General features: G+C 61.6%; 20 protein-coding genes and 1 riboswitch. Of the genes, 6 read left to right on the forward strand and 14 right to left on the reverse strand.

Features of this window, described 5'->3' with window-relative positions; translation table 11 throughout:
* Positions 1-64: 64 nt before the first annotated feature.
* The 12 genes from G5229_RS02700 to G5229_RS02755 form a co-directional block, all read right to left on the reverse strand.
* Positions 65-1,276: a Bcr/CflA family multidrug efflux MFS transporter gene (locus G5229_RS02700; protein ID WP_421172186.1), complete on the reverse strand. Its 1,212-nt coding sequence runs from the start codon at positions 1,274-1,276 to the stop codon at positions 65-67.
* A gap of 113 nt (positions 1,277-1,389) precedes the next feature.
* Positions 1,390-3,084, reverse strand: a complete 1,695-nt coding sequence (locus tag G5229_RS02705; protein WP_421208333.1) for a hypothetical protein — start codon at positions 3,082-3,084, stop codon at positions 1,390-1,392.
* A 58-nt stretch (positions 3,085-3,142) separates the two neighbouring features.
* Complete coding sequence (locus tag G5229_RS02710; protein ID WP_421208335.1) at positions 3,143-4,513, reverse strand: hypothetical protein; 1,371 nt, start codon at positions 4,511-4,513, stop codon at positions 3,143-3,145.
* Positions 4,514-4,671: 158 nt separating this feature from the next.
* Positions 4,672-5,232 carry a hypothetical protein gene (locus G5229_RS02715; RefSeq protein ID WP_421208337.1) on the reverse strand — a complete coding sequence of 187 codons (561 nt, stop codon included), beginning with the start codon at positions 5,230-5,232 and terminating at the stop codon, positions 4,672-4,674.
* Between the two features lie 34 nt (positions 5,233-5,266).
* Positions 5,267-6,691: an FAD-dependent oxidoreductase gene (locus tag G5229_RS02720; protein ID WP_421208338.1), complete on the reverse strand. Its 1,425-nt coding sequence runs from the start codon at positions 6,689-6,691 to the stop codon at positions 5,267-5,269.
* Between the two features lie 102 nt (positions 6,692-6,793).
* The gene (locus G5229_RS02725; protein WP_421208340.1) at positions 6,794-7,633 is read right to left on the reverse strand and encodes an FTR1 family iron permease; all 840 of its coding nucleotides are present in this window, start codon (positions 7,631-7,633) and stop codon (positions 6,794-6,796) included.
* A complete protein-coding gene (locus G5229_RS02730; RefSeq protein WP_421208342.1) occupies positions 7,633-10,623 on the reverse strand; it encodes a YncE family protein in 2,991 nt (996 codons plus the stop codon). The genes G5229_RS02725 and G5229_RS02730 overlap by 1 nt, the downstream gene beginning before the upstream one ends.
* A gap of 4 nt (positions 10,624-10,627) precedes the next feature.
* The gene (locus G5229_RS02735) at positions 10,628-11,077 is read right to left on the reverse strand and encodes a hypothetical protein (RefSeq protein ID WP_323912068.1); all 450 of its coding nucleotides are present in this window, start codon (positions 11,075-11,077) and stop codon (positions 10,628-10,630) included.
* Between the two features lie 299 nt (positions 11,078-11,376).
* Positions 11,377-11,853: a DUF2919 domain-containing protein gene (locus G5229_RS02740; RefSeq protein ID WP_421172181.1), complete on the reverse strand. Its 477-nt coding sequence runs from the start codon at positions 11,851-11,853 to the stop codon at positions 11,377-11,379.
* A gap of 150 nt (positions 11,854-12,003) precedes the next feature.
* Positions 12,004-12,951, reverse strand: coding sequence for a magnesium/cobalt transporter CorA (gene corA / locus G5229_RS02745; RefSeq protein WP_266133904.1), 948 nt, complete (start codon positions 12,949-12,951; stop codon positions 12,004-12,006).
* Between the two features lie 292 nt (positions 12,952-13,243).
* Positions 13,244-13,339 (reverse strand): 4Fe-4S dicluster domain-containing protein, encoded by a 96-nt coding sequence (locus G5229_RS02750; RefSeq protein WP_123173230.1) that lies wholly within the window; start codon positions 13,337-13,339, stop codon positions 13,244-13,246.
* 118 nt (positions 13,340-13,457) lie between these two features.
* Complete coding sequence (locus G5229_RS02755; protein ID WP_421208345.1) at positions 13,458-15,101, reverse strand: electron transfer flavoprotein-ubiquinone oxidoreductase; 1,644 nt, start codon at positions 15,099-15,101, stop codon at positions 13,458-13,460.
* 169 nt (positions 15,102-15,270) lie between these two features.
* On the opposite strand from G5229_RS02755, the gene G5229_RS02760 reads away from it, so the two are divergent.
* From G5229_RS02760 to aroG, 5 genes are all read left to right on the forward strand, one after another.
* Complete coding sequence (locus G5229_RS02760) at positions 15,271-16,023, forward strand: electron transfer flavoprotein subunit beta/FixA family protein (RefSeq protein ID WP_421172179.1); 753 nt, start codon at positions 15,271-15,273, stop codon at positions 16,021-16,023.
* A complete protein-coding gene (locus G5229_RS02765; RefSeq protein ID WP_421208347.1) occupies positions 16,020-16,946 on the forward strand; it encodes an electron transfer flavoprotein subunit alpha/FixB family protein in 927 nt (308 codons plus the stop codon). Before G5229_RS02760 ends, G5229_RS02765 begins: the two co-directional genes overlap by 4 nt.
* 225 nt (positions 16,947-17,171) lie before the next feature.
* Complete coding sequence (gene serC / locus G5229_RS02770; RefSeq protein WP_216978615.1) at positions 17,172-18,260, forward strand: 3-phosphoserine/phosphohydroxythreonine transaminase; 1,089 nt, start codon at positions 17,172-17,174, stop codon at positions 18,258-18,260.
* Between the two features lie 227 nt (positions 18,261-18,487).
* A complete protein-coding gene (aroA, locus tag G5229_RS02775) occupies positions 18,488-19,771 on the forward strand; it encodes a 3-phosphoshikimate 1-carboxyvinyltransferase (protein ID WP_227340703.1) in 1,284 nt (427 codons plus the stop codon).
* A 220-nt stretch (positions 19,772-19,991) separates the two neighbouring features.
* Positions 19,992-21,047 (forward strand): 3-deoxy-7-phosphoheptulonate synthase AroG, encoded by a 1,056-nt coding sequence (gene aroG / locus G5229_RS02780; RefSeq protein WP_144713523.1) that lies wholly within the window; start codon positions 19,992-19,994, stop codon positions 21,045-21,047.
* Positions 21,048-21,139: 92 nt separating this feature from the next.
* Here aroG and G5229_RS02785 read toward each other — a convergent pair whose 3' ends face one another.
* Positions 21,140-23,395, reverse strand: coding sequence for an LTA synthase family protein (locus G5229_RS02785; RefSeq protein WP_227340702.1), 2,256 nt, complete (start codon positions 23,393-23,395; stop codon positions 21,140-21,142).
* Between the two features lie 255 nt (positions 23,396-23,650).
* Here G5229_RS02785 and G5229_RS02790 point away from each other — a divergent pair, with 255 nt between their 5' ends.
* Complete coding sequence (locus G5229_RS02790) at positions 23,651-24,736, forward strand: hypothetical protein (RefSeq protein WP_227340701.1); 1,086 nt, start codon at positions 23,651-23,653, stop codon at positions 24,734-24,736.
* 93 nt (positions 24,737-24,829) lie between these two features.
* On the opposite strand, the gene lysC is transcribed toward G5229_RS02790, so the two are convergent.
* On the reverse strand, positions 24,830-26,182 hold the full coding sequence (lysC, locus tag G5229_RS02795) for a lysine-sensitive aspartokinase 3 (protein WP_227340700.1): 1,353 nt from the start codon (positions 26,180-26,182) through the stop codon (positions 24,830-24,832).
* A 90-nt stretch (positions 26,183-26,272) separates the two neighbouring features.
* Positions 26,273-26,496: riboswitch (Lysine riboswitch) on the reverse strand.
* Positions 26,497-26,511: the final 15 nt, after the last annotated feature.

Here is a 26,511-nt window from a genome sequence, read left to right on the forward strand (position 1 = left end):
ACGAAAAGAGGCTTCCGTTGATGGAAGCCTCTTTCGTTTTCCTGGCCGAGGGGGATAGGGGGGGTCAATCGCCCCGCTTGCCCGCCAGCAGCCAGTAACTGAGGGTGGAACCCACGCCACAGCATGCGATGGCGATGGCCATGGGCAGCGGCGATTGGGGCGGATTGAGGTTGACCAGAATCCCGACCAGGGCGCCGATGCCAAAGCGCAGGGTGCCCGCCAGTGCCGAGGCGGTGCCCGCAGATTGCGGGAAGTGGCCCATCAGGCCGGTCATGGCGTTGGCCCCCACCAGACTGATATGGCCGATAAAGAGTACCACCGGAATGACGATGCCCCACAGACCGCCGGTCTGGCTCCAGGCGTTGTAGATCAGCAGGGCGCCAGCGCAGGGCAGCACCAGCAGGCCGTATTGCAGCATCCGCTCGGCACCCACCCCTTTTACCAGTCGGCTATTGACGAAAGTGACCACCATCATCAGCAAAATATTGAGACCAAACAGCCAGCCGTAGTGCTCGGTCTGCACCTTGAAATACTCGATATAGACATAAGGGGAGCCACTCAGGAAGGCGAACATGCCGGAGCTGGAGAGGGAGCCGCACAGCACGTAGCCCATGGCGCCGCGATGGGAGAGTACCCCCCAGTAGTTCTTGAGGATCTGGCCCAGATTAAGGGGCTGACGGTGCTCGGGTTTCAGGGTCTCCTGAATTTTCCACTGCATCACCAGACAGATCAGCAGGCTGATCCCCACCAGCAGCCAGAAGATCACCCGCCAGTCGGCGTGGGCGCTGATATAGCCGCCCACCACAGGGGCCACCAGCGGCGCCAAGGTCATCACCAGAATGACGAACGACATGGCGCGAGAAAACGCATCCTTCTCGAACAGATCGCGCAGCAGGGCATTGACCACCACCGAGCCCGCCGCACCGCCCGCTGCCTGCAACATCCGATAGGCCAGCAATTCGGGCAGGGAGTCCGCCATGGCGCAGCCCACCGAGGCGATGGCAAACATCACCAGCCCCGCCAAGATCACCGGCTTGCGGCCATAGCTGTCGGCCAGCGGGCCGTAGAAGAGTTGGCCGATGGCAAAACCGCCCAGAAAGGCGCTGATGGTGAGCTGGGCACCGTCGATGCTGGTGGCCAGATCCCGAGCGATGGCCGGAATGGCGGGCAGATACATATCCACCGCCAGCGGGGTCAGACCCGCCAGAGCGCCGAGCAGGATAAACAGGAAACGGGGAGAGAGCATGGTGGCCTGGGGGGACTGTGCGTGGGGCATAGGGTATCCGCTGGTGAACCTTGGTTGAAAAAGGGAGAAGGGCGAGTCTATCAGGTTTGCCCCCGCTCGGCATGACGTTCCTGCCCCCTCAAAAGGGGGAGGTGTCCGATCGCTCAGGTACCTTGGGGATCAAGCTTTCGGTCATGTCGGCGCGCTGCGCGGATCACTCCCCCCAGCCAGAGCAGCCAGGCCAGCAACGAGATGGCGTAACCGAGCCGCTCCGGCCAGCGGGTGGTGAGGGTGAAGGTGAGGCTGTGTTGTCCGGCGGGCACCCAGACCTGCACCAGCCCGTTGCGGGTGCTGCTGACGCTCAGCGGCAGGCGCTGGTCGAGCCTTGCCTGCCAGCCCGGGTAATCAAACTGGTGCAGGACCAGCTTGGCGGGGGCCGGGGCATCCACTGTCAATTCGATATGACGCGGCTGCCAGCGCTGGATCTGCCAGTTCACCCCCTGATGGTCGCAGGTGATGGCGGGCTGGAATTCCTCTTTCCAGGCCAGCAGGGTGGGGGCAAACATACCGCGTGGCACCTGCTTTGGTCGGTATTCGCGGGCGCTGCGCTTGCTGTCGAACTCCCCGTCGAGCTGACTCTTTACGGGAGCCTGGGTGAGCGGCGCCTCGCGTACATAGAGTCCCTGAGAGAGCAGGATGAGGGCAAGCAGTAGCCACCAGACCCACTGCCACGGGCGATAGGTGGGGGTACCCAGCGCCACCACGGCGACGGTAGCGATGACCAGCAGCAGATTGAGGCGCCAGGGAAATTGCACCAGTTGCAACGGAGTGAGCAGGCGCCACAGGGGCTCGCTTGGTGGCAGCATCATCAGAAAGCTCAGGGTGCCAATGACCCCCCAGAGCAGCAACTCGGGATGGCGCGGCTCGCGGGCGGCAGCCCAAGCTACCAGCAGCAGAGCCAGGGTGAGCAGCGTCAGCCAGGCGAGATGGCCGCGAAAGCGCCAGTCATCACGGCTTTGGGGCAAACGATCGAGAAAGTTGCGCTGAAATTCGAACATGCCGGTGCGCATCTGCTCCATGGAGATCCCCCCCTGATCCAGCAGAGCGGGCAGTAGCAACAGGCTGGCCATCGCCAACCCCCAGAGCTGGCCCAGCAGGGTGCCAATGAGCGGGGAGGCGGTGACAGGGACACTGACAAGCGCTGTGCTCCCCTTGTAGCGCCAGACCAGTAGCAGGCTGCGCAGGGTGAGCAAGCCCAGAATGAGCAGGGTGCTTGGTAGATGGGAAAGCGTCAGCATGGAGACGGCCAGTGCGAGCAGCAGTAGTGCAAAGGGGGCGCCGCGGCAGAGGTGATCCTGCGCCAGCAGTGCCAGCGGCGCCCAGACGAAGGCCCAGCTCTCCGCCAGGGCAAAGCGGGCGTAGATATCGATGGCCAGATGATAGGGCAGCGCCATATAGAGCAGACTGGCCGCCAGCGCCCGTCCGTGGCCGGCAAAGGGACGCAACCAGAGATAGGCAAACAGGCCGGAGAGCCAGAGTGCCACGCTGCTGCTCCAGAGCAGCGGCGTCATCGCCTCGTGGGCCAGTGGGGTGGGGCCGGCGAACAGTGCGCTCACATAGTAGGGCAGGGGGGGATAGAAGAAAAAGACCGGGCTGCCGAAGGCGCCGTTCATCTCCATCAACCAGCGCGGATAGAGCTCACCTTGCCACAGTTGCACGGCAAAGAAGTGACCGGAGAGCAGGTGGTGAAACAGATCATGGCCCTGACTGCCGCCGCGCAGCCAGAATGGTAGCAACAGGAGGGCACAGGCCCCGGTCAGCACCGACAAAACCCACAGCCACTCTCTGGTTACACGCATAAGGAGACTCGTCTGTTATGGATGCGCTGTGAGTGTACCCGAGTTGTTCCCCTCTTTTTTAGTTGCCTTGGCGGATTTTTGTGCTCTTTATATGTTTCTTGTCACTTTCCCCATGGGTTGTCTGCCGCGAGGGAATGGCGAGCCAGAGTCCGGGCTCGGCGGCAAAGCGTGGGGCAAACCAGTGCTGGCGCACCGCGCTGGGCATTTCGTTCGCGGCGATGGGGCGGCGACTGAGGCGGCAGGCTCCCTGAGAGAGTGCCAGCGCCGCATCCCCCTTGTACCAGCCATCGGTGACGGCCAAGGCTGTGGTCTCCCGCAGCAGCCGCACTCCCCACTGGGTCACCAATGCCGGACACGCTTTTTCTGCGAGCCTTGCTGCCTGCACCATGGCGGGTGGACGGGGCAGGGTAAAGGTTACGCCGAGCAGCAGCAATCCGGCCACCGCGACCACCCCCTCGCCACGGCGCGGCAGCCAGCCTGCCAGCAGCACGATACCGAGCAGGGTGACGGGGGCCAGATGGCGGGGATTGTCGGGATTCTGGCCAAACAGGGTCCAGAGCAGCAGGGCGAGCCAGTAGAGCATCCAGAGCGGGGGGAGTGCGGCAGGGTGGTCTTTTGATCTTTGCCAAAGCGGCAGTACCAGCAGCGCCCCAACAGCCAAGGGCCAAAGCGGGGTAAGCTGATCGTCGAAGGTGCGCGCCCAGCTCAGCAGCCGATCGCCGTGAGCCGCCGCCGTGTTGCCCCACAGGGTAAAGTGGCCGTCGGTAAAGCGGCGCCCCTCGCCAAAATAGGCCCAGCCATCGGCCTGCCAGACAAACAGCAGGCTGATAAGTCCAACCAGTGCGATGGGGAGCACAAACCTGACTTGCGTGCCCTGCTGCGCCAGCCCGAGCCAAAGGGGCAGCAGGGCCAGCACAAAATAGGAGGGGCGCAGCGCCAGCATAAGGCCCAGCATGAGGCCCGCCAGCGCAATTCTTCGCTGCTGCAAGGTCAGCAGTGCCCCGAGCCAGGCGGCGAGTGCCGGCCCATCCGAAAGGCCTGAGAGGGCGAGCGTCGGGGTGAGCGGCATTGCCAGCACCAGTAGCCAGACGGGTGCCAAAAGGCTGGGCTGTTGCCACAGCCTTACCGCCAGCAAGGCGGCGAGCGGTGCCAGCAAACTGCTCCCGAGCAGGCTTGCCCACTGCACCGCACGTGCCGGATCGTCTACCAGCAGATTGATCAGCCGCGCCAGCCAGATAAAGGCGGGGTAGCCCGGAAAGTGGGGGGAGAACTCCAGCACGCTAAAGTGCGTCACCCCGTGGGCGAAATTGAGGGCATCGTCGGAATCGAGGGCTACCGGAAAGGCCAGCAGCCAGCAAAGCCAGGCCAGTTGCAGCAGAATGAGCAGCCAAATGGTGGTGGAGCAGGGGGAAGACCAACGCCGAGCCATTACCTTACCCCTCATCCCCAGCCCTTCTCCCGCAAGGGGAGAAGGGGGCAAACCAGCGTCCGGGTGCATTTATCGGCAGGCCGTGCGTAGGGTGGGTAGAGCGCAGCGAAACCCACCGTTTGTCAGAGCGAGGTGGCGCAATGATTGGCAGGTTGCCATCAAAGCGGCGCCAGCACGGCCATCAGCGCTTTTTCTGCATCGCTAAAGGCGGCGGCGTCGGCGGGCTTGGCGCCCACCCCGAATACCCCCGGGTTACCGATGGCATCGAGCACCCTGGCCAGCGCCTGTTCGGCCGCCTTGCGATCTCCTTCATTGAGTGATGGGAGGATCAAGTCGAGGAAGCGCTTGCTCTTGACCACCAGCACCTTGGCGGTCTGGTAGTCGCCAAGATTCTGGCTGGCCCCTTCGAGGCGGCGCTCGATCTCCGCCTTGTAGGCGCGGTTGAGCAGGGCGGCGGTGGTGGCAGCGTCTTTGGCCTTGATGGCGGCGGCCAGCGGTGCTTGCAATTCCACCTTGTGGTGCTGTTCCAGATAGGTCAGCTCGTCGGCAATCTCGCTCAAGGTGGTGCTGGCATCCTTGCCGTCAGTGGCGGCGCCCAGCAGCGCTTCGCGGGCGTCGATCAGTGGCTCCTTGCCGGCGGCGGCGTAGGAGTAAGCCTGCGCCTGCCCGCTCAGGGCCAGCAGCAGGGTGAGGGCGAGTAAACCCGGGCGGATGGTCATCCTGTTCTCCTTACTTATGCCAATGGCGCGGCACTCAGGCCACGCTCTGGGTTTCAATCACGGTATTTTCGTTGCGATGGTTAAAGATGGCGTGGCGTCTGTCCACCCCGTCGATCACCATGTCGGCAGCCATCATCCCCATCTCCATGGCGGTGTCGGTGAAGATGTAGCGGAATGTCCCCTGACGGCCGGTCATGATGAGGTTTGTGATGGGCATCAGCGCCTTGATCGCTTTGTTACGACGGGCCTGATAGCCCAAATCCATCAGCGGATAGGCGTACTCGCTGCTGGCTTCGAAGGTCTCATCGCCAAGCTTGGCGGTATCGACACCGAGGCTCGCCAGATCGGCGATGACCCGACCTCGCAGGTCGGCCAGCGGCGCCTGCCAGGTAGCATCCCCCGGATTGCAGGGGATCTCCAGCATTACCGAGGTCTGGCCCTGGGGCGCCATAAAGGGGCTGCGGCGGCGCGGCTCCTGCAGGCGGGTGGCCAGAATATGGGGGTCGGAGAGGTACTGCCAGGTGTTGTCCGACAGGTTCTCCTGTTTCAACGGCATATTGACGAAGCGAAGCGACCGGTAGTGCAGATCGCACGGTAAGCCCAGATGCTGGCAGGTGAGCGGCAGCGGCAGGGTGGAGATCACCTGATCAAAGCGCTCGCTCTGCTCAATGTCATCTTGTTTCCAATAAACCCGCTCGATGCGGTCATCAGCCTGCTCAAGGCGGGTGATGGTTGCGCCGGTTTTGAGCTCAACGCCCTCTGCCACCAGCCGCTCCCCCAGGGTGGTGAAGATCTGGCCGAAGCCATATTTGGGGTAGCGGTATTTGCGGGCATAGGTGCGCACCGAGATACTGCCGTTGCGTCTTGGCAGCAGGCGGCGCGCCACGTCTTTCAAATCGATGAGGCTGATGCGCTGACCGGCCCAGTCGGCGGAGAGCTTGTCCGGGTTGATACCCCACAGCTTGCCGGTGTAGCCCTCGAAAAACTGGCGATAGAGGGTGCGGCCGAAGTGACTCTGGATCCACTCGGCAAAGCTCGCCTTGGCAAAATCATCCGGCTTCTTGCTAAAGGGCAACAGCAGCAAGTCTTTTACCGCCCCGGCCATCAGGGCGAGCGGCGCCGTCTTGAGCAGGTTGGGCAGGTTCAGGGGGTAGTCATAGGTGCGCCCGCCAAAGCGGATAACGCTCTTGCGCTCGGCGTGGAGCAGGTCGTCACCCATCAGCTCGTCGATAAAGGCGAGCAGCTCGGGGTTCTTGGTGATAAAGCGGTGCCCGCCGTAGTCGAAGCGATACTCGCCGTCGCGCCCCTTGAAGGTCTGGGTGGCGCACATGCCGCCGACCACCGGCTCCTGCTCGAACAGGGTGACTGCAAAACCGGCGCAGCGCAGGCGCCAGGCCGCCATCAAACCGGCGGGGCCAGCGCCCAGCACTGCAATGCTTTTCTTGTTGTTATCGCTCATGACCTATTCCAAAACTACTTGATAGATCAGGAAACCGCGCCAAGGCGCGGCCCCCGAATAGTGTTGTTACCCCGTGGCCTTGTTGCTTCAGGGCGTGTTGGCTCAGCCCTTGCCAGTCGCGGCACTTACCTGCGGGTGATAGCTGCGCTGCCAGAGGGTAACGAAGATCGCCAGATAGAGGGCCCAGGTCAGCAGCTGCAAGCCAGCGGGTGAGGCATTGTAGCCAAACAGGGCGCGCAGGAAGGTACCAAATACCCCCTGATCGTCGAGAATGTGGCTGATGTCGAACACCGGCGTGGTCCAGAAGGTGATGATATCTGCCGCCTGCAACATGTTGACGGCGGACGAGAGCAGACCTGCGGCGATGATGATGATAAGCAGGCCGGTCCAGCGGAAGAAGGGGGCCAGCGCCACCTTGCGGGTGGAGCGCAGCAGCCCCCACACCAGCGCGATGGAGACCAGCAGCCCCGCCAGCGCGCCCATCAGGCCGGATTGCAGATCGACCCCTTGCCCGGAGTAGAGCAGGGCGGAGAAGAAGAGCACGGTTTCAAACCCTTCGCGCATCACCGCCAGAAAGGCGAGCAGCACCAGACCAAACAGGTTGCCGCCATCGATGGCTGCATCGATGCGCGCCGTCATGGCCCCCACCTGGGATTTGGCCTGTTTTTGCATCCAGATCGCCATATAGGTGAGCACCAAGGTGGCGAAGATGAGGATCCCCGCCATCAAGAGGTGGTTGTAGCGCTCGCTCTCGAACTGGCTTACCACCACCTGGAACAGGAAGGCAACGACCAGGGAGGCGACAAGGCCAAGCCCCACCCCCAGGTAGATGAACTTGTTGTAGCGACTAGCCCCCAGCTTGGCGAGGTAGGAGAGGCAGATGCCGACCAGCAGGAAGGCTTCCAGCCCCTCGCGCAGGGTAATCAGAAAACTTGCAAACATCAGGATTGAGGCTCCGTAGCGGGCGTGACGGGGAGAGGCTGCAATGTAAGTTGCAACCGATTTAGCTGCACTATGGGTGGCTCCGGCAAGCTGGGCTCGGCGGCGCGCACCGCATCATTGACCCACTTGGGGTAGGTGCGGAAATTGAGTTTGATATCGGTCTTGAAGGGCCCTTGGGCTTCTGCGGGCAGCGGCCAGACTTCATCCCGCCAGCCATCGGCCGGAATGCGGGTATCTTCCAAGAGCTTGGCGTAGCGCCAGAACTTGAGCCCCACCGGCTTGCCCTCGGCATCACCGAACACTTTGCGAAACAGTCTCGCATTCTCAGGGACAGCACCATCCACCGGCTGGCCGCTGGCAAGCACCACCTTGCCGTTGGCGTCGGTGACGGTCAGCTCCAGCCAGAGTTCACGAAAATCGGCCACCCCGGTGGGCAGGGCATGGCCCGCACCGGTATTGGCGACCCGCACCACCAGCTGCTGACAATCGGCCGTCGGTTCGATACGGGCGGAGAGTGTCGCGCTGGAGCGCAGCAGGGCCAGACTCTCCTGCTCGAGTTCAGGATTGCGCAGCCCCACCAGCTGGTGCTGGGCGCCGGTGAAATTGTGGCGATAGAGCCGCGCCTTCATGGTGCCGTTTTCGGTGGACTGGCCCGCCACCGGCGCACCGCCATTGCCTGGCTCCGGGTTCATATGGCAGTCGATGCAGGTGCGCCGCTTGGCGGGATCCTCGGCGTTCGCGAAGCTGGATTTTTCCCACTCGTCCCAGGTGTTGACGATATTGGCGCCGGTGCCTGGGGCAAACTCGTTGTGGCACGACTTGCACAGGGCCGCGTCGCGGTAGAAATCCTTCTGATAGGAGGCTTTGTGGGCCGCCGGACGGGCGTTGATCTGCCGCTCGGCCAGCCAGTGCTGGAGGCTGCCGCCCGCGGCATCCTCGAACACATAGCTCTCGCGGTCTTTCAAATTCACGGTAAAGGCGCTGTTGCCGCCCGCGCCTTCTACCTTGGTGATGCGATGGCAGAGCACGCAGCCGGTCCCTTCCTCCACCACAGGTTCGCCCGCCTTGTGGGCGGCAATCAGCGAGGCGCCGCCCTGCTCGAACATGTGGGAGCCCTTGGGCAGATCCAGCTGGCCTGTCATCACCTGCTGGGGCATGTGGCAGCCCTGACACCATTGGCCAAACGCTTCTCCTTCGGTTTCGCGGGCCAGCGCCTGCACCACCTTGTAGTAGGGGTGGGAGTTGCCCATCAGCCGGTGGTTGCTCTCGCTCCAATCTTTGAAGGCCTGTTGGTGGCAGTTCTGGCAGGAGGCGGAGTTGAGCCACTCCTTCGGGTGGGTAGTCGGCGCCTTGGCGGGATCCGTGCGCGGGGCATCGAGTCGCAGCCAGTTGGCGAGATAGGGGAGGTTGCCATCGGCGGTGACGAAGGCGTGCAGATCTTCCATCATCGCCTTCACCTCGGGCTGGGGCTTGGCGGGGTCAACTGCCTCGGCCCCATCGCGGGTGTCATGGCCCATGCCGCCCTGGGTCTGCTGGGTCATGCGCAGGTATTCGCCGACAAAATCCCCCGCCACCATGTTGGTGAGGTTGGCGTGGCCGTTGATGGCGTTGTCGCCGCTCTTCTGGCGATGGGCCGCCATCAGATAGCGGTTGGTGAAATTGAATCCGTCCAGATGGCAGGAGTTGCAGCTCATCCAGTTGTCTCCCGCCATGGGGAAGCGTGGGTTGGACGCAGTGTTACCAAGGTTGAACAGCCGCTCGCCGCGCTGAAGCGGTTCGGGGCGCGGATCCGTCTCTACCAGCTTGGCGAAGTGGGGCAGATCGACGGTGACTCGGGCAAACGGGCCGCTACCGCCGCTATTGAGGCGGGTAAGATCCTGCCCCATGGCGTTGTGCACCAGAATATGGTCGCCATCGATCAGCAGATCCCGCGGATTCTGGCCCGGCAGGTGACGCAAGAGCTGGGTCGCCTTGGCGCCCCCCTGAAACTTCTTGCGGCGGTGACGGTTGTTGTTGGACTTGCCGCTGCGGGAGAGATCAAACACCAGCAGATCTTCCGAGCCCGCCAGGGTCAGATAGACCCGCTTGCCGTCGGCGGCAAATCGGGCTGCAAACGGGTTGGAGACGATCTGGCTGCGGTTGCCGACGCTTGGCAGGTTGATCTGCAAAAAGAGCTGTTTTCTTTCATCGACCCGCTCTTTCTCCTCATCGAGATCGATGATGGAGACCGCCGGAAAGACGGTGCTCTGAAACTGGAAGGGGTGCTCGAAGCTCCACAGCACATGAGGCAACCAGGCCTCGCTGCCATCGGGGGAGAGGGCGATGCCATCGAGCAGGCGCGGCAATCCCTGAGAGTCGCTCGGCGTGTCGCTATGGGTCTCGGCCAGGGTAATGAGCTTGGGCTTGGGAAGCGAAGATCCCTTGGCGCCGTGGCCAAGCGTGGCGAGATCATAGATGGCGAGCTGGCCGGTCATGGCGTGGGTGAGCAGCAGGCGATCGTCGTTGGTCAGGGCCAGTCCACGGGGAGTCTCGGCGGTTTCTGCATCCAGCTGGAGGTTGCCGGCGCTGTCGTAAGCCTGCAGACGAGCTGATTCGAACAGCGTGACCCAGAACCACTGCCGTTTGGCATCGAAGATGACCCCGTAGGGTCTATGGCCGGTGGGGATCGCCTTTTCCAGATCGAGATCATCATCCAGCAGCAACAGGCGATCACCGCTGTAGTCGGTGACCAGCAGGGTGCCGTCATCGGCGCGGGCAAGCTGGCGTAGATCGCCCCCCAGCTGCACCTCTTTGAGCCGCTTGCCGCTATCGCGCTCAAGCAGGGTGACGGAACCTGCGCTCAGGTTGGCGGTGACGAGGCGCGGGCTTTGCCCCTCCTCATAGGCGATCATCCCGGCGCCCATCTGCTGGGCCAACGCAAAGGGGCTGGTCAGCAGCAGGAGGAGGGCCAGCAGGGGTGACAAATATGCAGAGAACGATGACTTCAACATGGGATCAGGAGCGCCATTTCAAGATGGTCCAGCGCCAGGCGTGGCGCAGCACCAGAGGAGTTAACGCCAATGCGCTCAACCAGTGGGCCCAGCTGGCGAGGTTGCCCATGGCATCGCCCGGAGTGCCGTGCAGCACCAGCAGCAGGCCACTGGCCAGACAGAGCAGCAGCAGGGCTTCAATAATCCGCCCCGTGGTGCGTAAAAAGGGTTTGTTGCTGCGGTTCAACAAGCTGCGATGGGAGAGCCAGAAGGCGCCAAACAGCAGGGGAAACAGGGTGAGCGAGAGCATCACATGCAAGAACAGATTCCAGCGCGCCAGCGACCAGAGCGGGGTCAGCGGCTCCCACAACAGTAGGCCGGAGAAGAACATCAGATAGAGGGTACCCTCGGCGGCCTGATGGTGGTAGGCCAGCCACTGCCAGAATTGTCGGGGTGAGAGAGAAAGGCTTGTCATAAAGGCTCCAGCACCCGGGCGGGGCAGCCCGGGGGGAGCAAGTTTATAACGCAGTAAGAGTAATGAAAAGTGTTATCAATTCCATTGATAATGAATCAAGCCTGAATGAACGGGGTGACCTAACACGACGATTGATAATTCCTTATCCGCTTGGCCGCCACCTATGGGGCGAGAGTGCGGGCGCAGCCGCTCCTCGACAGCGGGGCAGCTTGCGGCTCGGGGTTATGGCCGCGCGTCGGGCATTCAACTCACCAAGAGGCTTTTTATATTTATTTCAATTGATTGCAGCTAAAACTTGGCTAGATTTTCGACTTCTGATGAGGATCATCAGCAGCATATTCCCGTAGCTGGCGACTGCGCAGCAGATACCAGAGTGACCAGAGGCTGGCGACCAGCACCAGTGCGGTAGGCCAGCTGAATGACCACTTCTGCAGATTGAGGCTGTGCAACTGCATCAGCAGGCCGCTGACGGCAGAGCAGAGCAGCAGCAACGGGCTGTGGCGCCGGAGTCTGGCGCGAATGCTCTGGGTCTGCTGATAGGTGCCCCCGCAGGCGAGCAACGCCAGCATTGCGGGTACGTCGGTCAGCAGGCTGATGTAGAGGCTGATCCTGTCGGGATAAAAGAGGGTCAGGATTTCACTGCCGCTCTCGCGGGTGACGCCGGCCATCAGAAACAGCCAGACCGAGCGGGTCAGCAACAGGGCGATGGGCCAGAACCAGAGGGGAGGGCGCAACTGGCCGTGATCGTCATATCGATGTTCGGGGTAGAGGGTCATGGTTGCCCGATATCCATTCATAGAGTGCAAGTGATGCAAGGGATATGGGGCGAAGGCGAGCCCTTTGCAAGGCGCGGGAGAGAGCGGGAATTAATCGGGGGGCCATGCCCCCCAATCCGCGAAAAGTTGTCTTGTGCCGAGCGGCTGGCGTTACAGCCACCCCTTGCGCTTGAAGAAGAGCCCGGTGCCCAGCGATGACATCACCATCAGCACCAGCGAGAGGGGATAGCCATACTCCCAGGCGAGCTCAGGCATGCGGCCAAAGTTCATGCCATAAATACTGGCGATCAGGGTCGGCGGCAGGAAGATCACGGCGGCAACCGAGAAGATCTTGATCACCTTGTTCTGCTCCAGATTGGTCACCCCCATGGAGGCCTCCAGCTGGAAGTTGATCTTGTCGAACAGGAACTGGGTGTGAGGCAGTAGTGACTCCACGTCGTGCAGCATCTCGTCGATCCACTTGTTCTGCTCCAGGCTCATGCGCTGGCGCAGGCTGCGTTTGAGGAAACGCAGGGCGCGGCGGGTATCGTGCAGGGAGAGACGGATCTGGCCGTTGGCCTCTTCCTGTGCCAACAGCTCCTTGAGCATAGGGTTGATCTGATCCGGCTCGAAGATCTGATCGGCGGTGTTTTCCAACGTCTTGTAACCATCTTCGATAAGATCGGAGAGGTACTCCACCTTGAGGTTTTGTACCTCCAGCAGGATATCGAGGGCATCCTCCACCTCCAGCCGATCCTGGCGCATATAGTGGCGCAGCAGGCGCACCAGCCCGATGTCATCTTCACGAATGCTGATCAGCAGGTTGTTGCGCAGGGTAAAAGAGACGTGGACACCCTTGGTGTCACGACCGATCCGTTGGGGAAACAGGGAGTGAATGTGCAGACCATCGGTATCCCAGTAAAAACGGGCGGATGCTTCGATGTCGTCGAGCTCTTCCTTGTCGGGAACCTCTTCCAGGAACAGGCCCGTCAACCATTCTCGCTCTGCCGTGTCCGGCTTGTAGGCATCCAGCCAGACCGTGTTGTCAGGTACTATGTCGTCAGGCCCGAGCGTGACTATGTCCAGCACCTTGTTATTGAGAATGTAGGCGGTGATCATCTGTCCCCCCTTAAAAAGTCATGGGTAATCAGGGATGGTTGCACAGGTCATGCGGCCTTAGATCGCTGCAGAAGGCGATCCCGTGGATAAGCAGATCGGGCCGATGGAAAACCTGAATGCGGCGAACTATACAGGGGTGGGCCCCGCTTGTCAGGGGCTATTCATCAGGGATTCAGCTTGTTTGTCCAAAAAAACAGCGAGGTCGGATCACCTGAGCGGCTATGCGGGGTAGAACCCGCCTTTGGCTGGGGGAGGGGCAGCTGGGGCTGCTTGTTGCCGCTGCCCCGCTTCATCACATATTCGGATAATTGGGCCCGGAGCCCCCCTGTGGCGGTGTCCAGACGATGTTTTGGGACTGAGTATCTTTGATGTCACCGCATCTTGGCATCGCCGTATTCCATCACATATTGGGATAGTTGGGCCCGGATCCTCCTTGTGGCGGTGTCCAGACGATGTTTTGGGACTGAGTATCTTTGATGTCACCGCATCTTGGCATTGCCGTTCCATCACATATTCGGATAATTGGGCCCGGAGCCCCCCTGTGGCGGCGTCCAGATAATGTTTTGACTGGGATCTTTAATGTCACAGGTTTTGCAGTGAATACAGTTGGCGGCGTTGATCTGCAGTTTGGCCGCGCTTTCCATTTCCAGTACCTCAAACACCCCGGCCGGACAGTAGCGTTGGGCGGGTTCGGCCCAGGTGGGCAGATTGACCTCGACCGGAATACGCTCGTCCTGCAGCTTGAGGTGACAAGGCTGATCCTCGTCGTGACTGGTGTTGGCCAGATACACAGACGAGAGTTTGTCAAAGCTCAGCTTGCCATCGGGTTTGGGATAATGGATGGGCTCGCAGCGGCTGGCCACGCGCAGCTGACGGTAATCGTGAGCTTTATCGAGCAACCTGAAGGGCGAGTTTGCGCCAAACAGCCGTTGCTCCAGCCAGTTGAAGGCACCGCCCAACCAGGGACCATAGCGGTGAAGCGCCGCGCCGAAGTTGCGCGCCGCCTTGAGCTCGCGGGCCAGCCAGCTCTGTTGCAGCTCGTCGCCATACTGGGCCAGATCCCGGCCCCCTTCATCGCCACCCCGCAGGGCCATCGCGACGGTTTTTGCCGCCAGCATTCCCGATTTCATGGCGGTGTGGATCCCCTTGATGCGGGAAAAGTCGAGGGTGCCCGCATCACAACCGATCAGCAGGCCGCCCGGGAAGTGCATGCGGGGCAGGGCGTGCCAGCCCCCCTTGGTGATGGCGCGGGCGCCATAGCTGATGCGCTCCCCATCTTGCAACACGCCAGCGATAAGCGGGTGATGCTTGAGGCGCTGGAATTCGTCAAACGGGCTGAGCCAGGGATTCTGGTAGTTGAGATCGACAATCAGCCCGACTGCCACCTGATCCCCCTCCATGTGATAGAGATAGAAGCCACCGTGGCTATTGCCGCCCCCCTGCTTGCCAAGGGGCCAGCCACTACCGTGTAGCACCTGTCCCGCCTTGCCCCGACCTGCTGGCAGTTGCCACAGCTCCTTGAAGCCGATGGCGTAGTGTTGGGGTTGGGCTGGGTTTTCCAGATTGAACTCGGCGATCAGCTGCTTGCCGAGATGGCCGCGTGCCCCTTCGGCAAAGAGGGTGTAGCGACCGAGCAGCGCCATGCCGGGCACATGATCAGCTTTTGGGTTCCCAGCCCGATCCAGCCCCAGATCGCCGGTGATGACCCCCTTGACCCGGCCCGCTTCCATGATAAGTTCGCTGGCGGTAAATCCCGGGTATATTTCGACTCCCAGTTTTTCCGCCTGTTGGCCAAGCCAGCGGCAGAGATTGCCCAGACTGACCACATGGCAACCCTGATTGTGCATCCGGGGCGGCACCGCCCAGGCGGGCAGTTGCAGGGAACGTTGCTCGCTTTGCAGCAGATGCACCTGATCGTCGCTGACCGGCACGCCGAGCGGCGCTTGCTGCCAGCCATCCGGCAGCAGCTCTTGCAAGGCGACGGGATCAAACAGGGCGCCGGAGAGCAGATGGGCGCCAATTTCCGCCCCCTTCTCCAGCAGACAGACAGAGAGAGTGGCATCCTGCTGTTTCAGGGCGATGGCTGCACTGAGCCCCGCCGGTCCGCCGCCGACGATGACGACATCAAATTCCATTGCTTCCCGTTCCATCTTGCCTCTGCGCTCTGGTTGGCCTAGGGTAATGCTGGTAGTTTACGTAAACGTAAAGCAGTTGTAAGCAAAGCTGAGCAAGAAAAAGCAAAAAATCAGGGAAGAGCGTACTGCAACAAACGCAGAGGCACACTAATGAATTCAATCCAAAGAGACGAGGCATGACCCCATGAAGCTGCTGGTCGCAATCAAACGGGTAGTCGACTACAACGTCAAGATCCGGGTGAAGGGAGACGGCTCCGACGTGGAGCTGGCCAATGTGAAGATGGGGATCAACCCCTTTTGTGAAATTGCGGTGGAGGAGGGGGTCAGGCTGCGGGAAGCGGGTATCGCCAGCGAGCTGGTGGTGGTGACTTTCGGCCCTGACGCTGCCGCCGAGCAACTGCGCCATGGGCTGGCGCTGGGGGCGGATCGGGCGCTGCATTATGTCACCGACGAGACGCTCACCCCGCTCACTGTCGCCCGTGCCTTGCACAAGGTGTGTGAGCAGGAGCAGCCGGATCTGGTGCTGCTCGGCAAGCAGTCCATCGATTCTGACAACAATCAGGTGGCCCAGATGCTGGCTGCCCTCAATGATTGGCCGCTGGCGACCTGTGCGTCAGCCCTCAAGGTGGAAGCGGGGGAACTGCTGGTGACCCGCGAAATCGACGGTGGCCTCGAGACCCTGCGCATGCCGTTGCCTGCGGTGGTGAGCGCCGATCTGCGTTTGAATGAACCGCGCTTTGCCTCGCTGCCCAACATCATGAAGGCCAAGCGCAAGCCGCTTGATAGCGCTCCGTTCTCGACACTCGCCGTTGAGGTGGCCAACCAGACCCGTTTGCTCGGGGTGATGGCGCCGCCAGCCCGCAGCGCCGGGATCAAGGTGGGCTCGGTGGACGAGCTGGTGGACAAACTCAAACACGAAGCGAAGGTGCTGCCATGAGCGTGCTGATCATTGCCGAACATCATCAGGGCCATCTGGCCGACAACGTGGCACAACTGGTCACCGCCGCCGGAGCCATCGGCGGTCAGGTTGACCTGCTGTTGCTGGGTCAGGGGCTGACCGAGGCGGGTGAACAGGCGGCAGCCCTCTGCGGCGTCGACAAGGTGTTGCTTGCCGAACATCCCCTGCTGGCCGACGGGCTGCTGGATGGGGTGGACAAGCTGCTGGCCAGCTGGTGCGAAGGTTACAGCCACTGCCTGATGGCGGCGAGTGCCATGGGCAAGGCGCTGCTGCCACAAGTAGCGGCTCGGCTCGGGGTGGAGATGCTCTCCGAGGTGACGGCTATCGAGAGTAGCGACACCTTCCTGCGCCCCATCTATGCAGGCAATGCCATCGCCAGAGTGGCAAGCTCGGCACCCGTCAAGGTGATGACAGTGCGGGCCACCGCGTTTGCCAAGGCGGCGACAGGCGGGCAGGCTCCCATCGAGCACTTGGCCGTGCCCGAATTCGCTGGTCGTACCCGGCTGGTCGAGCGCCGCGCGGTGCGCTCCAGCAGGCCCGAACTGACCGCCGCCCGGGTGGTGGTCTCCGGAGGCCGGGCGCTGGGCTCCAAGGCGCAATTCGCCCTGATTGAGGCGCTGGCCGATAAGCTGGGTGGGGCGGTGGGGGCATCGCGGGCCGCCGTTGATGCGGGATATGTCGCCAACGATCTGCAAGTGGGGCAGACCGGCAAGGTGGTGGCGCCCGAGCTCTATATCGCGGTCGGTATTTCGGGCGCCATCCAGCATCTGGCGGGGATGAAGGAGTCGAAGGTGATCGTGGCCATCAACAAGGACAGCGATGCCCCCATCTTTCAGGTGGCGGACTACGGGCTGGTGGGGGATCTCTTCACCCTGCTGCCGGAGCTCACCGCCAAACTGTAAATTTGTCAGAAATGGCTGAGCTGTGGTCGTTTATGCGCTCTGCCCGCCATTTCTGTGCATGTTCCCTGCAAGCCCTGACCCGTTCAGGGCTTTTTCTACTGCAAGGGGGAGGCAGAGTGACGGTAAAAGGTTGAGCCAGCTCCCAAAAAGCCTTTGATCCGCTGGCTGCTCTTGTGTAAAACCTGACAAGTCATCGATTACTCTCATCCACTCACGGAAAGCGTCATGAGCAAACAGATTTACAACTTCTGCGCCGGCCCCGCCATGCTGCCGGTTGAAGTCATGGAGCGCGCCCAGCGCGAATTTTGTAATTTTCAGGGGCTGGGAGCCTCGGTCATGGAGCTTTCCCATCGCGGCAAGCCCTACATGGCGGTGGCCGAGAAGGCCGAAGCGGATCTGCGCGAGCTGCTGGCGGTGCCGGACAACTACAAGGTGCTCTTCATGCATGGTGGCGGCCGCGGTCAGTTCTCCGCCGTGCCCATGAACCTGCTGGGCGGCGCCAACAAGAAGGCGGACTTCCTGCTGACCGGCGTCTGGTCCCAGAGCGCGGTGGATGAAGCCAAAAAGTATGGCGATATCCAGACCTTCCAGGGGGTTGCCAAGAACGAGCAGGGGATCTCTCACCTGCTGCCGACCCCGGCGTTTCGCGCCGATGCGGCTTATGTTCACTACTGTCCGAACGAAACCATTGACGGCATCGAGATGTTCGACATCCCGGCTACCGGCGAGGTGCCGCTGGTGGCGGATCTCTCCTCCACCATTCTCTCCCGTCCTCTCGAGGTGAGCCGCTTTGGCATCATCTATGCCGGTGCCCAGAAAAATATCGGGCCGTCCGGGCTTGCCATTGCCATCGTGCGCGATGACCTGCTGGATCAGGCGAGAGCCGATGTCCCCTCGATTTTCGACTACAAGCTCACTGCCAAGAACGACTCCATGTTCAACACGCCGCCCACCTACGCCTGGTATCTGGCCGGTCTGGTGTTCGAGTGGCTCAAGGAACAGGGTGGCCTCGAGGCGATGGAAGCGCGCAACAAGGAGAAGGCCGACTTCCTCTATGACTATCTCGATCAGTCGAGCTTCTACGGCAATCAGGTGGATGTCAGCTGCCGTTCGCGGATGAACATCCCGTTCCAGCTGAAAAATGCCGAGCTGGACAAGCAGTTCCTGGCCGAATCGGAAGCCGCTGGCCTGCTGGCCCTCAAGGGGCACCGTATTGTCGGTGGCATGCGCGCCAGCATCTACAACGCCATGCCGCTGGAGGGGGTGAAGGCCCTAGTGAGCTTTATGGATGGCTTTGCCAAGCGCCACGGCTGAGAAGATAGTACCCACGTGCTTGCCGGCGGCCTCTCGTGACAACCAGTGAGCCGCTTCCAGCTATTGCAGTGATTCAAGACGCCGGGGATACCCCGGCGTCTTTTTTTCAACAGAACCAGCGCGCTGGCGTTTGCCGTGCGATTTCCCCTGAAAGTGCCCTTGCCGAGCGGGACGCAGGCTGTTAACGTCCGGACAGGCGTTTATTTTTGAGATAGCACAGGAAGTCTATGAATTCGTTGCGTTTGGAACCCATTTCTCGTGTGGCCGGTGAGGTCAATCTGCCCGGCTCCAAGAGTGTCTCTAACCGTGCGCTGCTGCTGGCGGCGCTGGCTCGTGGCACCACCCGTCTGACCAACCTGCTCGACAGCGATGACATTCGTCATATGCTGGCTGCGCTGACCCAGCTCGGGGTCAAGTACAAGCTCTCCGCCGACAAGACCGAGTGTACCGTGCAGGGTCTGGGTCGCAGCTTTGCGGTGAAAGAGCCGGTCAATCTGTTCCTCGGCAACGCCGGTACTGCCATGCGACCGCTGTGCGCCGCGCTATGCCTCGGCTCAGGTGAATATACTCTGGGCGGCGAGCCGCGCATGGAAGAGCGTCCCATCGGCCATCTGGTGGATGCCCTGCGTGAAGCAGGTGCCCATATCCAGTACCTGAAACACGATGGTTATCCGCCGCTGGTGGTGGATGCCAAGGGGCTGTGGGGCGGCGATGTGCACATCGATGGCTCCGTCTCCAGCCAGTTCCTGACCGCGTTTTTGATGGCGGCGCCGATGGCGGCCGGTGATACCCGGATCCACATCAAGGGGGAGCTGGTCTCCAAGCCCTACATCGACATCACCCTGCACATCATGAAGCAGTTCGGGGTGGTCATCGAGCACGACAACTACAAGCTGTTCTACATCAAGGGCAACCAGACCTATATCAGCCCGGGTGATTTTCTGGTGGAAGGGGATGCCTCCAGCGCCTCTTACTTCCTCGCAGCGGGCGCCATCAAGGGCAAGGTGCGGGTCACCGGCATCGGCAAGCACAGCATTCAGGGTGATATCCACTTCGCCGACGTGCTGGAGAAGATGGGCGCGCGCATCACCTGGGGTGATGATTTCATCGAGGCGGAGCAGGCGCCGCTGCACGGAGTGGATATGGATATGAACCATATTCCCGATGCGGCCATGACCATCGCCGTAGCGGCGTTGTTTGCCGAGGGGCCGACCTCCATTCGCAATATCTACAACTGGCGGGTGAAGGAGACCGATCGTCTGCACGCCATGGCGACCGAGCTGCGCAAGCTGGGCGTCGAAGTGGAGGAGGGGCATGACTTCATCACCGTGACCCCGCCGACCCAGCTCAAGCATGCCGAGATCGATACCTACAACGATCACCGTATCGCCATGTGCTTCTCGCTGGTGGCGCTGTCGGATACCCCGGTTACCATCAATGATCCCAAGTGCACCTCGAAGACCTTCCCGGATTACTTCGACAAGCTGGCCAGTATCAGCCAGCGTGGCTGATCACTGACAAAGCGGTCATCTCCAACTCTTAGGGCCCGCGCTGAGCGGGCTTTTTTGCCTTCCTCATCCGCACCTCCATTTCGCCTAGCATCATTTCAATAACTTGCAAGATTGATATATAAAATAGTTTTGTGATTGCTGTAATTTCCTATTTACACATACCCTGTCGCGGGCTATGTTGAGATTTCCTAATCGCAGTCATCTAGCAGGAAGCCTTGTCATGCAGCATCAAACCGACGACGTTCGTATCAGTGAAATCAAAGAGTTATTACCCCCGGTTGCGGTGCTTGAGAAGTTTCCGGCTACCGAGGTGGCCTCGTCCACCGTTTTTGAATCCCGTCAGGCCATTCACAATATCCTGGCCGGCGAAGATGATCGTCTGCTGGTGGTGATTGGTCCTTGCTCCATCCATGATCCGGTTGCCGCGCTGGAGTATGGCAAGCGCCTCAAGGCGCTGCGCGACGAGCTGAAAGGTCAGCTGGAGATTGTGATGCGGGTCTACTTCGAAAAACCGCGTACCACAGTGGGCTGGAAGGGGCTGATCAACGATCCGTACCTCGACAATAGCTGCAAGATCAACGATGGTCTGCGCATTGGTCGCAAGCTGTTGCTGGATCTCAACGACATGGGGCTGCCGACTGCCTCCGAGTTCCTCGACATGATCACCCCGCAATATGTGGCGGATCTGATGAGCTGGGGCGCGATCGGTGCCCGTACTACCGAATCCCAGGTACACCGCGAGCTGGCCTCCGGTCTCTCCTGTCCGGTGGGCTTCAAGAACGGCACTGACGGCACCATCAAGGTTGCCATCGATGCCATCGGTGCCGCCAGTGCGCCGCACCACTTCCTGTCGGTCACCAAATACGGTCACTCCGCCATCGTGGCGACCCGCGGCAACCCGGACTGTCACATCATTCTGCGTGGTGGTCGTGAGCCGAACTACAGCGCCGCCCACGTGGACGAGGTGGTGAAGGGGCTGGAGAAGGCCGGTCTGCCCCAGAAGGTGATGATCGACTTTAGTCATGCCAACAGCAGCAAGCAGTTCAAGAACCAGATGCTGGTGGCCGAGGATGTGGCCGGCCAACTGCGTGCCGGCAGCAAGGCGGTGTTTGGTGTGATGGTGGAGAGCCATCTGGTGGAAGGCCGTCAGGATCTGGTGGAAGGGTGTGAACTCACCGTCGGCCAGAGCATCACAGATGCCTGCATCGGTTGGGCCGATACCGAAGTGCTGCTACGCAACCTGGCGGATGCCGTTGCAACCCGTAACGCCCGCTAAAGACCGGATTTCGCAGTCGCAGTGACAAAGAGAAAGTGATAACCAGAGGCCGCTATTGCGGCCTCATCTATTCGTGTTGCGGGGCTTAAGGCTCAGGGCAGGGCATCGGGCCGGAAGCTGGCGCGGATCTGCGGCACCAGGCTCGAGGGGTCGAATCCCTTCTCTTCACCCAGCACCGGATGGAGCAGAGGCTTGTCCTCGATGGGGGTGATATCCCCCGCCAGCAGCTGGCGGGTGGCCTGACCCATCTGGTAGAGCTGGCGCACCGGAGCAAATTGTTCCCCGAGGATAAGAGGATCATCGCTGCGGGCAAAGGCCATCATGGGGATCTGGTAGGTGGCATCGCGCGCCGGTTTGTCGCCGTGAATACCCTTGCCGGCGGACATCAAAAACGGCTGGTGATCGCCAAAGGCCACCACCAGATAGCGCTTGCCCGACTGGTCGAGGGTCTTGAGCAGCCGCTCCAGCGAGGCCATGGCATCCACCACCCCTGTGTAATAGGTGTTGAGCAGCTGGGTGTCACTCTCGCTCTGGTTCGGGCAGGCGCCGCTGCGCTCCTGCCCCTGATAGCGGGGGCCATCGAAGGGGCCGTGCCCCTGCATGGTGACCGCATAGGCAAACAGCGGTTTGTCATCCTGTTCGCTGCGCTTGAGCAGGTGGTCGATCAGCGCATCATCGGAGATATAGAGTCCCTTGTGCTCAAGGGTGGTGAAGCGGGTGTCGAACCAGCGCTCCTCATAGCCGAGCGCCGGGATCGCCTTGGCGCGGCCCCAGAATTTTTCCACATAAGGGTGGGCGAACAGGGTCTGGTAGCCGCTCTGTCTGGCGCTCTGGGCCAGCCCCGGCACCTGCTGCGAGAGGTAGTAGTAGGGCACCACCCCTTGCTTGAGCAAGCCCACCGGCAGGCCGGTGTTCATCTCGAACTCCGCCAGCACCGTCATGCCGCCGGTGGTGGGGGAGTGGATGGTTTTTTGCCACTGCTGCACGCTGGCGGGCAGGGAGAGGGTGGGAGCCGGGGCGCAGATCCGCCCCTTCCAGTCGAGCCAGAGCGACTCATATTGCAGCACGATCACCAGATCCCAGCGCGGCGCAATGCCTTGGGGCGGATGGCTCAACTGCGGGGTCAGCTCGTTGATCTGCAAGGGGTAGCGAAACACGCTGCCGCTTTGCAGCATCTCGTCCACCAGATTGAACAGATAGAGGCCGGGGCCGGAGCGGATGATGTCCCTGTGGTAGTTGACTGCGCGATCCACGTAACGAATGTTGGCCCCCAGCAACTTGTTGCCGGTCTGGGTGGCAAAGACACAGAGGGCAAAGAAGGCGACGGTGGCGGCTGCGGTGCGCAGCACCCAGCGTGACAGGGCAAAGCGCCAGCAGAGAAACAGTGCCAGCAAAAGGGTGAAGATGGGGAGGATGGGGTGCTGATCGAGGAGGATCCGCAGCAGCGCCAGCAGGTTGCCAAAATCGTCCCCGCCGAGCGGCACGCCGTAGATGGCGATCTTCATAAAGTTAGCGAGCAGGCCTATTCCCGAAAGTGCGGTAAAGACCAGCCCCATATAGAGGTTGAAGCCCGCCAGCGCACAGAGACTCCAGCCCAGCACCATGCTGCCCCAGGCCAGATAGTAGTGTTCCGGCCGAAAGCCTGACCAGAGCAGAAACTCCCCCAGCTTGAACACCACGAAGCCGTGCAGCAGCACGAAGGTGAGGTTGCCGAGCAGCAGGCTGCCGATGATCCGCCAGCGCAGGCTGCGGCGCAGCGTTGGCAGCACCGTTTTGAGCACGGCGGCGCTCAGAGCCAGTACCAGAGTAAGGCTCACCATCAGATAGGTGAGGTTGAAGCCCTGCTCCGGCAGGGTTTGCAGGATCTGGCTGAAATCGCCGCTCTCGGGGCGATCTTTGAGCAGCAGACCGATGCGTAGCTGATAGCGGCTGGCCAGTGCATCGTCCGGGGCGCGCAAGGTGCTGTTGAGATCCAGCGAGCAGCGGTTATTGCGGCACACCTGACGCTTATCCACCGCCTGACTGAGCTGGTCGATCCGCTCCCCCTTGTCGTTGAGCAGCTCCACTCGCACCTTGTCCCCCGCTTGCAGCGGCCCCCGCAACAGCCACTGGCTGCGCACCACCAGATAGAGGCCGCGGCTGTCGCTTTTATAGAGCAGGGCGTGGCGGGTGAGGGTGGCCAGCGGATTGTCGGCGGGGCCCAGCACCAGCGGTTGGGCACGGCCCAGCCAGCTGCCGGGATTGATCAGCGGTAATAACAGCGTCAGCAGCAGCAATCCGCCCAGCAGGGCCAGTAGCCCGGAGGACAGACTCAGGGCACGGGGGCGGCCTGAGGAGGGGCGATTCATATAAGCTCATCCTTTGAGCGAGTAAGGGAGAGATCGTTCATCCGTATAGAGTTTGACCCGATGGTGCGGGCCTTGTTCCAGCTTGTCAATTTAATGACCACTTAATGAATATTTGGTTACAGCTCAACCTTGCAAATTGTGATCCCGATCGAGGGGTTGTTCGGAATATGTGATGAAAGCGTCATCATGGGGTTTTGCCACTGGCTTGGGAGGGGTGTGCTGTTTAGGCTCTCAATAGCGACAGGAGGTACATGTATGAATCCTAAGGTGATGGCGCGTCAGGCCAGATTACTGCGCATGCTGGAGAGCAAGGAAGAGATCCGGATCGGACGCGAGCGCGACTGTCCGCTGCCACTGGCCCAGCTGACCAAACTAAAGGATACTCATCCCGCGGTGGTCAAGGTCTATCGCCACGGTCTTACCGCCGAGGTGTTTCACCTCAAGGTAGAGGGGCATCACTGGTGCCTCAAGCGGCGGCGTCAGGATTCGCTGGTAGCCAACCTCGATGGCAAGACCGCTTTCCTCACCGAGCTGGAACGGCGGCGTGAAATCGAGGCGCTGCGCGAGCTGCATCCCACCATCCTCTCCCATGTGGTCTGCACCAGCTTTGGCTCGGCGCGGGCTGGAGTGCTGGTTTCCCCCTGGTTGCGGGGTGTGCCGGTCCATCAGCTCAACGAGCGCAATCTGGCCCAGATGCTGGAGGTGCAGGGTGAGCTGGCCCGCTGGGGCTGGTTTGACTGGGACCCGAGCCCTGGCAACCTGCTCGATGATGGCGAGCAGATCTGCGTGTTCGACTTTGGCTATATGTGGACCTTTGACCCCCGCTTTGAATACAACTCCAACGGTCTGGTCGATCCGCAGTTCCATGTACCGGAGCGGTTGGAGACCCGCACCCTCTCTGGACTCTGGCTCGATGAGGCCGATCCTCTGCCGCAATTTCGCTACTGGCGTGAACTCTGCCTCAAGTGGGTCAAACGGGAGATCCACCACCTGATCCGCGAAGGGGCCAGCGCGCCCGTGCTGGCCCGCCTGCACGCCCTGCAGGGGGAGTGGAGCGCCGCGCTGGTGAGCGACGAGGCGCTGGTTGCCAACTGGTGGCGGGACATGTATCGCAGCCATCGGCTCGATGTGGCCGATGATCTGAGCGGCCAGAGCTGCGGCCCGCTCACCCTGCGTCGCCTCGACTGGCTGATGCAGGCGGTGACGGATCACTATTCGCTGCTGGTGGACAATCTCTCGCCTCAGGAGACGGAGCTGGGCCAGACCGGGCTGCTGGCCCGCTTGCAGCAGCTGCGCCGGGAAGCCGTCGCCTGTCAGTTGCCAGCCACCAGCCTTGCCTGAGCCAATACCTTTGCGGAGTACAAATGAACAGGGCGCCGTGTTGGCGCCGTGTTGGCGCCCTGTTGCATGGCCGGAATTGCCTCGGGGTGAGGGTCAGTCCAGCAACTCCTGATGGAGGCGGTTGACGATATTGCCCGCCTCGCTCTCCTTGACCAGGAAGCAGAGGTTGTGGGCGCTGGCGCCGTAGCAGATCATCCGGATGTTGTGCTCGCGCAGGGCGTCAAAGACCTGACTGCCCACCCCGTTCACTTCGCTCATCCGGTTGCCGATGAGCGCCACCAGTGCCAGACCGGTTTCCACCTCCACCTTGCAGAGCTGGCCCAGCTCGGCCAGTACCTTGTCGCTCAGGATCGGTTCGCCGTTACTCTGGCTGCCGGTGTGATCCAGCGTCAATGACACGCTCACTTCCGAGGTGGTGATGAGATCGACCGAGATGCGGTGACGGGCCAGAATGCCGAACACTTCGGCCAGAAAGCCGTAGGCGTGGAACATGTTGAGGCTGTGCAGGGTCACCAGCACCTGCTGGCGGCGCAGGGCGACGGCGCGAAACAGCGGGCTTGAATCTGTGCTGGCGCGGATCCAGGTACCACCGGCGGCAGGATCCTTGGCGGAGCCGACAAACACCGGAATATTCTGGCGCACCGCCGGTTGCAAGGTGGCGGGGTGCAGCACCTTGGCGCCGAAGGTGGCCATCTCGGCCGCTTCGACAAAGCTGATTTCGGGGATCGGGCGGGCGCGGGTGACGAGGCGCGGATCCGTGGTGTAGATGCCGGGCACATCGGTCCAAATCTCGATACTGGCGGCATCGAGCGCTTCGGCCAAGAGGGCTGCGCTGTAGTCAGAGCCGCCGCGCCCCAGCGTGGTGGTGCGGCCATCGCCATCGGCGCCGATAAAGCCCTGGGTGATGATGAGGCTGTCGCCAAGCTGCGGGCCCAGCGTCTGCTGGCAGAGGGTACGGGTGGTGGCCAGATCGACGGTGGCCTTGCCAAAGCGGCTGTCGGTGCGCATCAGCTGGCGCACATCCTGCCAGTGGGCCTTGACGCCGCGCTGGCGCAGCAGCTCGGTAAAGAGGCGGGTAGACATCAGCTCGCCGCAGGCGATGAGGCGATCGGCCAGCTCCGCATCGGTATGCTGGTGGGCTTGCTGGGCCATGAGGCGAATGTCGTCCAGCTGGCCATGAATGAGGGCGCTCACATCAACAGGGTTGCCGAGATCGGTCAGAATGGCCTGCTGGATCCCGGCCAGTTTGGCCAGTTGCTCGTCGCGGCCCGCTTCGTCCAGCTCCCCTTGTGCCAGGGCGACCAGCAGGTTGGTGACACCGGCGCTGGCACTCAGTACCACCACCCGGGTGGCGGGATTGGCCAGCACGATATCGGCGCAGTGGTTCATGGCCGGGAAGTTGGCGACACTGGTTCCGCCAAACTTGGCGACATTGATCGGGCTCATTGCTTACTCCTGTCTTATTTTAAGATTCCGGTTCCATCGGGCAAAAAAGAGAGGAGGAGGCTGAAAATGGCAGGAATGAACGAAGCTATCCCGGCCAGAAGCACTCCACCTGCAGAGCCCATCCCGTACCGCCCCTGACAGGGCGCGGTGGGGGATGATCACTACCGATGACAACCCGGGGGATTCAGCCCCCGCAGCCGACGTTGAGGTTACCAGTCTCCTCACTCGTCTCGGCGCTGCTCCCCCTGACCCAAGTTCACCGGACTCTGGCGTCCTCCCTTGGGCTGCCTGGGCAGCGCTCCTCTTCTGGCTCCACCAGGGTGGTGGAG

The sequence above is a fragment of the Aeromonas sp. 602396 genome, from assembly GCF_049173735.1.
Lineage (GTDB): Bacteria > Pseudomonadota > Gammaproteobacteria > Enterobacterales > Aeromonadaceae > Aeromonas > Aeromonas veronii_A.

Excerpts from the sequence above, each read along its gene's own strand:
- G5229_RS02700 (WP_421172186.1), bottom strand. The coding sequence starts at position 1,276 with ATGCCCCACGCACAGTCCCCCCAGGCCACCATGCTCTCTCCCCGTTTC.
- G5229_RS02705 (WP_421208333.1), bottom strand. The coding sequence starts at position 3,084 with ATGCGTGTAACCAGAGAGTGGCTGTGGGTTTTGTCGGTGCTGACCGGG.
- G5229_RS02710 (WP_421208335.1), bottom strand. The coding sequence starts at position 4,513 with ATGGCTCGGCGTTGGTCTTCCCCCTGCTCCACCACCATTTGGCTGCTC.
- G5229_RS02715 (WP_421208337.1), bottom strand. The coding sequence starts at position 5,232 with ATGACCATCCGCCCGGGTTTACTCGCCCTCACCCTGCTGCTGGCCCTG.
- G5229_RS02720 (WP_421208338.1), bottom strand. The coding sequence starts at position 6,691 with ATGAGCGATAACAACAAGAAAAGCATTGCAGTGCTGGGCGCTGGCCCC.
- G5229_RS02725 (WP_421208340.1), bottom strand. The coding sequence starts at position 7,633 with ATGTTTGCAAGTTTTCTGATTACCCTGCGCGAGGGGCTGGAAGCCTTC.
- G5229_RS02730 (WP_421208342.1), bottom strand. The coding sequence starts at position 10,623 with ATGTTGAAGTCATCGTTCTCTGCATATTTGTCACCCCTGCTGGCCCTC.
- G5229_RS02735 (WP_323912068.1), bottom strand. The coding sequence starts at position 11,077 with ATGACAAGCCTTTCTCTCTCACCCCGACAATTCTGGCAGTGGCTGGCC.
- G5229_RS02740 (WP_421172181.1), bottom strand. The coding sequence starts at position 11,853 with ATGACCCTCTACCCCGAACATCGATATGACGATCACGGCCAGTTGCGC.
- corA (WP_266133904.1), bottom strand. The coding sequence starts at position 12,951 with ATGATCACCGCCTACATTCTCAATAACAAGGTGCTGGACATAGTCACG.
- G5229_RS02750 (WP_123173230.1), bottom strand. The coding sequence starts at position 13,339 with ATGCCAAGATGCGGTGACATCAAAGATACTCAGTCCCAAAACATCGTC.
- G5229_RS02755 (WP_421208345.1), bottom strand. The coding sequence starts at position 15,101 with ATGGAACGGGAAGCAATGGAATTTGATGTCGTCATCGTCGGCGGCGGA.
- G5229_RS02760 (WP_421172179.1), top strand. The coding sequence starts at position 15,271 with ATGAAGCTGCTGGTCGCAATCAAACGGGTAGTCGACTACAACGTCAAG.
- G5229_RS02765 (WP_421208347.1), top strand. The coding sequence starts at position 16,020 with ATGAGCGTGCTGATCATTGCCGAACATCATCAGGGCCATCTGGCCGAC.
- serC (WP_216978615.1), top strand. The coding sequence starts at position 17,172 with ATGAGCAAACAGATTTACAACTTCTGCGCCGGCCCCGCCATGCTGCCG.
- aroA (WP_227340703.1), top strand. The coding sequence starts at position 18,488 with ATGAATTCGTTGCGTTTGGAACCCATTTCTCGTGTGGCCGGTGAGGTC.
- aroG (WP_144713523.1), top strand. The coding sequence starts at position 19,992 with ATGCAGCATCAAACCGACGACGTTCGTATCAGTGAAATCAAAGAGTTA.
- G5229_RS02785 (WP_227340702.1), bottom strand. The coding sequence starts at position 23,395 with ATGAATCGCCCCTCCTCAGGCCGCCCCCGTGCCCTGAGTCTGTCCTCC.
- G5229_RS02790 (WP_227340701.1), top strand. The coding sequence starts at position 23,651 with ATGAATCCTAAGGTGATGGCGCGTCAGGCCAGATTACTGCGCATGCTG.
- lysC (WP_227340700.1), bottom strand. The coding sequence starts at position 26,182 with ATGAGCCCGATCAATGTCGCCAAGTTTGGCGGAACCAGTGTCGCCAAC.